Genomic DNA, 5,267 nt, shown 5'->3' on the forward strand with positions numbered 1-5,267 from the left:
GAGTTCACCGGTAGCAGATTTCAATACCTGTTGAGTGCGGTTACCCATGGCATCCAAGGTGTATTCAATACGTTCACCTTGGCTGTTACTGACCGCCGTTAAACGACCAGCACTGTCGTATTCGTAGCTTAAGCTGGCGCCACTGGGTAAGGTAATCTGAGTGACTTGGCCAATGGCATCGTAGGTATACTGTGTGGTGGCACCTGCCGTGCTACTGGAAGTTAACCAGCCCCGAACGTTATACGTTAGCTCAGTGGTTACACCATTGGCATCCACGACACGTTGGGGGCTACCCAGGACCGTAAAGTCTTGCAGCTGGGTGGTATGGCCTAACGCATTGGTGACGCTGGTTAAATTACCCCGATCGTCATAACTAAATTGGGTAATATCCGACACATCAGTACGCGGCCCATCGATTTGGGTGACTTGTCCGAAGTTGTTATACTCATAACTCACATGACGGGTATCGCTTGCCGTGGCACCCGAGGCTAGACTTGCCAGAATGGCAGCGGATAACAGTGTTTGGCTAAATAACTTCATAGTACTTCCTGTTTGCTCCCAGTAGGCCATTACTTCGAAGACACTTGGCGTTGTTGCACCAAGCGGCCTTGTTCGTCATAGGTGAATTCAGTGGTGATACCCTGCTGGGTCACTTTGGCTGGCAAACGGAAAGTGTCGTGCCATTCCGTCGTCGTTACCTGGGCTTGTGGTGTGCCTTCTGCTACGACTTGGCGAGTAACAAGACCACGGTTGTTGTATTGATATGCGGTGGTGATACCTTTCCAGTCCGTTTTGGATTTCAGCAGACCATTATCGTAATAGGTGTAATCGCGGTTGGCGGCTATACAGTTGGCTGAAGCGTGGCCTTCAACACGTGTAGGTTTACGTACACCATTTAATACGGTGAAATAATAAGTGGTTGCTTTTCCAAGCGAGTTAGTAACAGTCGTAGAATTATCATTATTAAATTTGAGTGTCGATTTTTCTGCACTATCGGCTAATTCACTGAGAACTGCACGCCCTTGAGTGTCATATTCAACCCTATTTCGTATTACACCACGTTCATCAATAATACGCGTGATGTAATTAGGAAATTGGCTATTTTCATAGTGATATTCTACGTTTTTATCCTCAAAAACACGCGCTGTTAATCTATTCTCATCGTCGTAGGTATACTCATATTTAATGCCATTAGGAATTTCAGCAGCAATAAGCTGCTCAGTACTGTTAAACGTTAAAATGAGTTGTTGACCTTGCTCACTTGATATAGTTATTTTATTTTCAGAGTATTCAAAAGAAATAGAGGGTTTATTAGGGTGTTCAATACTAATTATTTTACCGTCATTATTGTATTTTTCAGTGCGTAAACCTTGGGTAAAACAAAAGCCTTCTTCACACGTTTTTAAAGAAGAAAATACATCCGCATCGGCTTGCCATTGGTCATTTATATAACTAAAGCGGATAATACGCCCATCAGGCCTTTCTAAGCTCACAGTTCTCATTGATGGATGGTTAATATTGGTCAGCGTGTACTGATAGCTGTGGCGCCATTTCCCATCGAGACTATTGTAGTAACGAGTGAATGAGGGCAGGTTATTAATAGTGAAGTCGGTTTCAGAAAAATATTTATTGCCTGAGGCGATATTAATAGGGTTGTCAGTCATGGCCTGACACTGCTGAGCGCCCATTTCTTTTTCTGGTTTAGGCTCATCTTTCTTATCGGAACACATTCCGTTTGCGTTTTGATAATAACCCGTTGGACAGGATAGGCGAGCTACAACATAATCTCCTCCTCCACAATCGCCTGTAAGCGGGAGACCTACTAACCTGACATATTCACCACTTATAGAAAAGTGCTTGTTATAATTAAAACCACAATTGAGTTTCCCATAAGGAGAGACTCCCCAATATTTTCGATAAGAAGTCCACCACTTATTAATAACACCTTGTATTGAACCAGCTGAACTAGAACCACTGCTCGCATGTATAAAATACGGAGGACTTACTGTTGGAGCAATCTCAACAGCAGAAACAGGTATTAAATAAATAACACCTAGTAATGGCAGTAAAACGCGGGAGATAAAAAACTGCATTCTAATATCCTGATGCTTACACTGGGTAAAATTGCGCAAATTTTAACCAGATCATGCTGTTTGTAAATATGATTAAGGTCAGGAAAAAATGGTTCCATAGTTCCAAATCCATAGCTGGTGGCTATATGGATAAAGAAATTAGGATCTAAGCATGCTTAGATGTAAGTGGCCATTAACTTTACGTGTTAGTGGTTATTACGTAATCAGATGAGTGGTAAGGAACTTTAATCGTGAATGAGCTACTTCGTTAAATAAATTGATTAATATGTAAATATTAAGTGTTGAAAAATAAGTATACAAAAGTAAAAAGAAGTTTATATTTTTCTAAGTACTTCTTGCTTTTTTATTAAAACTTTTATTGTATGATTTAGATAGGCTTTAATGTTTGTATCTATCTTTGTTATGTTATACATATTGATACATGTGTATCATTGTCTATTTGGTGTGCATCAATTATAAATGTCTCTTGTTGAAAAAATTTAATCATTACTAGTAACCTATTGTTAGATAATTAAGTAATTATACTTAAGTCGAAAATTGCTGTTATTAATGGGATTTATCTAACCTGTCATAGGATGCTTTTAGATCAAAAGATCAGAAATTATATTTCTGGAGTTTTTATTCTGTGATTGGCTTGTTTGTTCTTGGCGTTATTTTAGCGGGACTATTTCTTACAGGAATTTATCCTAAATGTATTTATTATGTAGAAATGATTCTGCTAGGGTTACAAACGTTAGTATCACTTGTCGTGGTTGTTGAAATTTATGTGGAAATGCCTCACGTATCATTAATACAACTAATTCTTTTTATTTGGTCAATAGTCCTGGCTTGTATCGCGATCCTTGCATTATTTCGTCGAAAATATTTTTAAGTTAAGACAAATTAGATGAATATGAATACAACATACGATGCTGTGCTAGATAAGGCGAAAAGCGCTTATGAAAGCAATGATATTGAAAATGCGATTGCATTATTCACTTACTTAGCCCAAAAAGGAGTTGCTAAAGCCTGTCAGTATTTAGGTATCATTTATAGTTTTGGGGATGGAGTTCTAAAAGATGAGGTTAGGGCCAAAGAGTGGAAAAGCATGTTAATTGAGATTCTTCAGACACAAGCAAATGAAGGTGATAATCATGCGGCGTACGAGTTAGCCAATCACTATTTACATGGTGACTTTGTTTCTCGCAATGAAGCCCAGGCAAAAAGACATCTTTTTAATGCTGCAAACCTTAACCATGCTGGTGCTCAGTTTCAATTAGCAATGCTTTATAAGGTTGGTTCGAGCTGTTGTGCTGTTGATCATGATCTTTATCGTTATTGGCTTATGAAGGCTGCTTATAACCTACACCCTGAAGCGATGTACTATCATGGGATGGAACTGATGAAATCAAATAAAACCAATGAAAGTGAATGGTTTATAGAGGGTGCTCGTCGAAAAGGCTTTTGGCTGGCAGATTTTGTGTAGAGTAAGGCCACTTCAAATGAGTTGGCCTTATGACGTTACTTACGGTTTAGTTGATTTATGATTGATAACACGACGTTATAATCATCACCTGACAAACCTCTTGATGCTTTTAGTAGGTCATATTCTTTATCAGACAAAACAACAGGACACTCCAATCCCAAGACCTCATAAATCTTCAAATAATCACAAAGCTTAATTTGTCCCGTATTGAGATGACGGTTAAACGTCGATCGAGGCAATTTAACCTGATCGGCTAGTTTACGTTGAGTAATGTACTTACTGCGTAGCTCATCCTTTAAGCGAGCCATGATTCTATTTACTACGTCCATCAGTTGATTTTAATTTAAATAATAGTGATGGAAAAGTAGTCAATGTGTTGTATAGCGTGATTTGTGAATCATTAGTCGTACTTGTTCCTGAAAATGTTGTCCCATATATAGGATTCTTATACCACTAATCGACAATAGGTAACCGTTTATCACTAAAAATCTCATAGTTGGGATTGTTAACTTTTCTGCTTAACGAGTCACAGCGGGGACGGTAAGCTTGGACGGGTATGCCAATATAAGACCGGAGTGTTATGTACCAATAAGGAGTATCTATGTCTTGTCACAAGGGATGTCACAACGTCATTAAACCTTCTACTGATACCATTGACTTTGCACGTATTCATAACGCATTGGATATCGTAGCGGATTATGGTGTCGATGTGTCCAAGGAAAGAGTGCAGTTGAAGTGCTTGAAAGATGAATTAGTCAAACTACGGCAGATGAAGCGATTTGTTGTTAAGTTTCAGACTGACTTACTGAATTATTATTAAAACTTTTTGTTAAATAAATTCTTAGTTTATTTTTCCACGCCTATTTGGCGTGGGCTTGTTATAAATTAGTTATTCCTTGGATGAATTATACTATTTCGATGTTTTAAATGTTTCTAAGAAAGTGCTTAGTCTGGTTAGTTTATTATTTTGCATCCAGAAAAGTAACTCATCTATGGAAAACGGTGGGTTTTTCCAGCGTTTACGTGCTGCTTCAATACCCTCATAGACAATTTGCGGTTGCTGTTCAGACAACAATTGAAAAAAATTATCTGGCTTTAATGCTTGAATACCAAGTGGGTTTAAAAGTCGGTTAGGAAAGTCTTTTAAATTGTAGGTAACAATATAGTTTGCTTCACTGGCTAAAGCTGCTGCAACTACATGCTTATCATCTGGGTCAGGTAATTCTGGCACTTTAGATATAAAAGTAGTTATTTCATCTCCAGCTATGTTGGAAAAGGGAAACCCTTGGTTCATTTGGTAACAGGATTTTTCAAGTTTTTTGATATCAATATCTGGGTTGTTTTTCTTAAGGTTTCGGGTCCATTCATCCTGAATGATATCGCTCCATACAGGAGCAAACCCACCTAAATGGGCTACCCACAATAACATGCCGCGCAACTTAAGAGGGTAGAGTACATTCGCGTCCAGTACTGCAGTAATCGTCATTCTAATCCTAGCTCGTTATCTATATCAGCCATATCTTCTAGAGCTTGCTGTGCTTGTTGACGTAATTTGGCTTTAAAGGCTAAGGCATCACTTTCTTGTACACGATAGTGACTACCGACCATGAAGTAGGGCAACTGGCCTGATTTGATGGCTTTAACAACCATGGGTCGAGACATACCAATCACCTGAGCGGCTTCTTGTGCGGTTAATGGTTTGTCAGCTT

Annotated in this window: 6 protein-coding genes and 1 pseudogene; 2 read left to right on the forward strand and 5 right to left on the reverse strand. The window is 38.8% G+C overall.

Translation table 11 applies throughout. From position 1 onward, the window contains the following. A pseudogene (locus KCG35_RS23470) lies at positions 1–540 on the reverse strand (hypothetical protein); the annotation flags it as partial. 29 nt (positions 541–569) lie between these two features. Beyond that, positions 570–2,093, reverse strand: a complete 1,524-nt coding sequence (locus tag KCG35_RS26545; RefSeq protein ID WP_230409341.1) for a DUF6531 domain-containing protein — start codon at positions 2,091–2,093, stop codon at positions 570–572. Between the two features lie 892 nt (positions 2,094–2,985). On the opposite strand from KCG35_RS26545, the gene KCG35_RS23480 reads away from it, so the two are divergent. Then, positions 2,986–3,558 (forward strand): tetratricopeptide repeat protein, encoded by a 573-nt coding sequence (locus KCG35_RS23480; RefSeq protein ID WP_215822287.1) that lies wholly within the window; start codon positions 2,986–2,988, stop codon positions 3,556–3,558. A gap of 35 nt (positions 3,559–3,593) precedes the next feature. Here KCG35_RS23480 and KCG35_RS23485 read toward each other — a convergent pair whose 3' ends face one another. Continuing rightward, positions 3,594–3,866: a hypothetical protein gene (locus KCG35_RS23485; protein WP_215822288.1), complete on the reverse strand. Its 273-nt coding sequence runs from the start codon at positions 3,864–3,866 to the stop codon at positions 3,594–3,596. A 293-nt stretch (positions 3,867–4,159) separates the two neighbouring features. On the opposite strand from KCG35_RS23485, the gene KCG35_RS23490 reads away from it, so the two are divergent. After that, positions 4,160–4,378 (forward strand): hypothetical protein, encoded by a 219-nt coding sequence (locus KCG35_RS23490; RefSeq protein WP_215822289.1) that lies wholly within the window; start codon positions 4,160–4,162, stop codon positions 4,376–4,378. A 90-nt stretch (positions 4,379–4,468) separates the two neighbouring features. On the opposite strand, the gene KCG35_RS23495 is transcribed toward KCG35_RS23490, so the two are convergent. Together KCG35_RS23495 and KCG35_RS23500 are read right to left on the reverse strand one after the other, a co-directional pair. Beyond that, entirely contained in the window at positions 4,469–5,044 is a 576-nt protein-coding gene (locus KCG35_RS23495) for a PIN domain-containing protein (protein WP_215822290.1), read from the reverse strand. Beyond that, a partial coding sequence (locus KCG35_RS23500) for an excisionase family DNA-binding protein (RefSeq protein WP_215822291.1) occupies positions 5,041–5,267 on the reverse strand: 227 nt, incomplete at its 5' end. The genes KCG35_RS23500 and KCG35_RS23495, both read right to left, overlap by 4 nt.

The organism is Zooshikella harenae (assembly GCF_018837975.1).
In the GTDB taxonomy this organism is placed as follows: Bacteria; Pseudomonadota; Gammaproteobacteria; order Pseudomonadales; family Zooshikellaceae; genus Zooshikella; species Zooshikella harenae.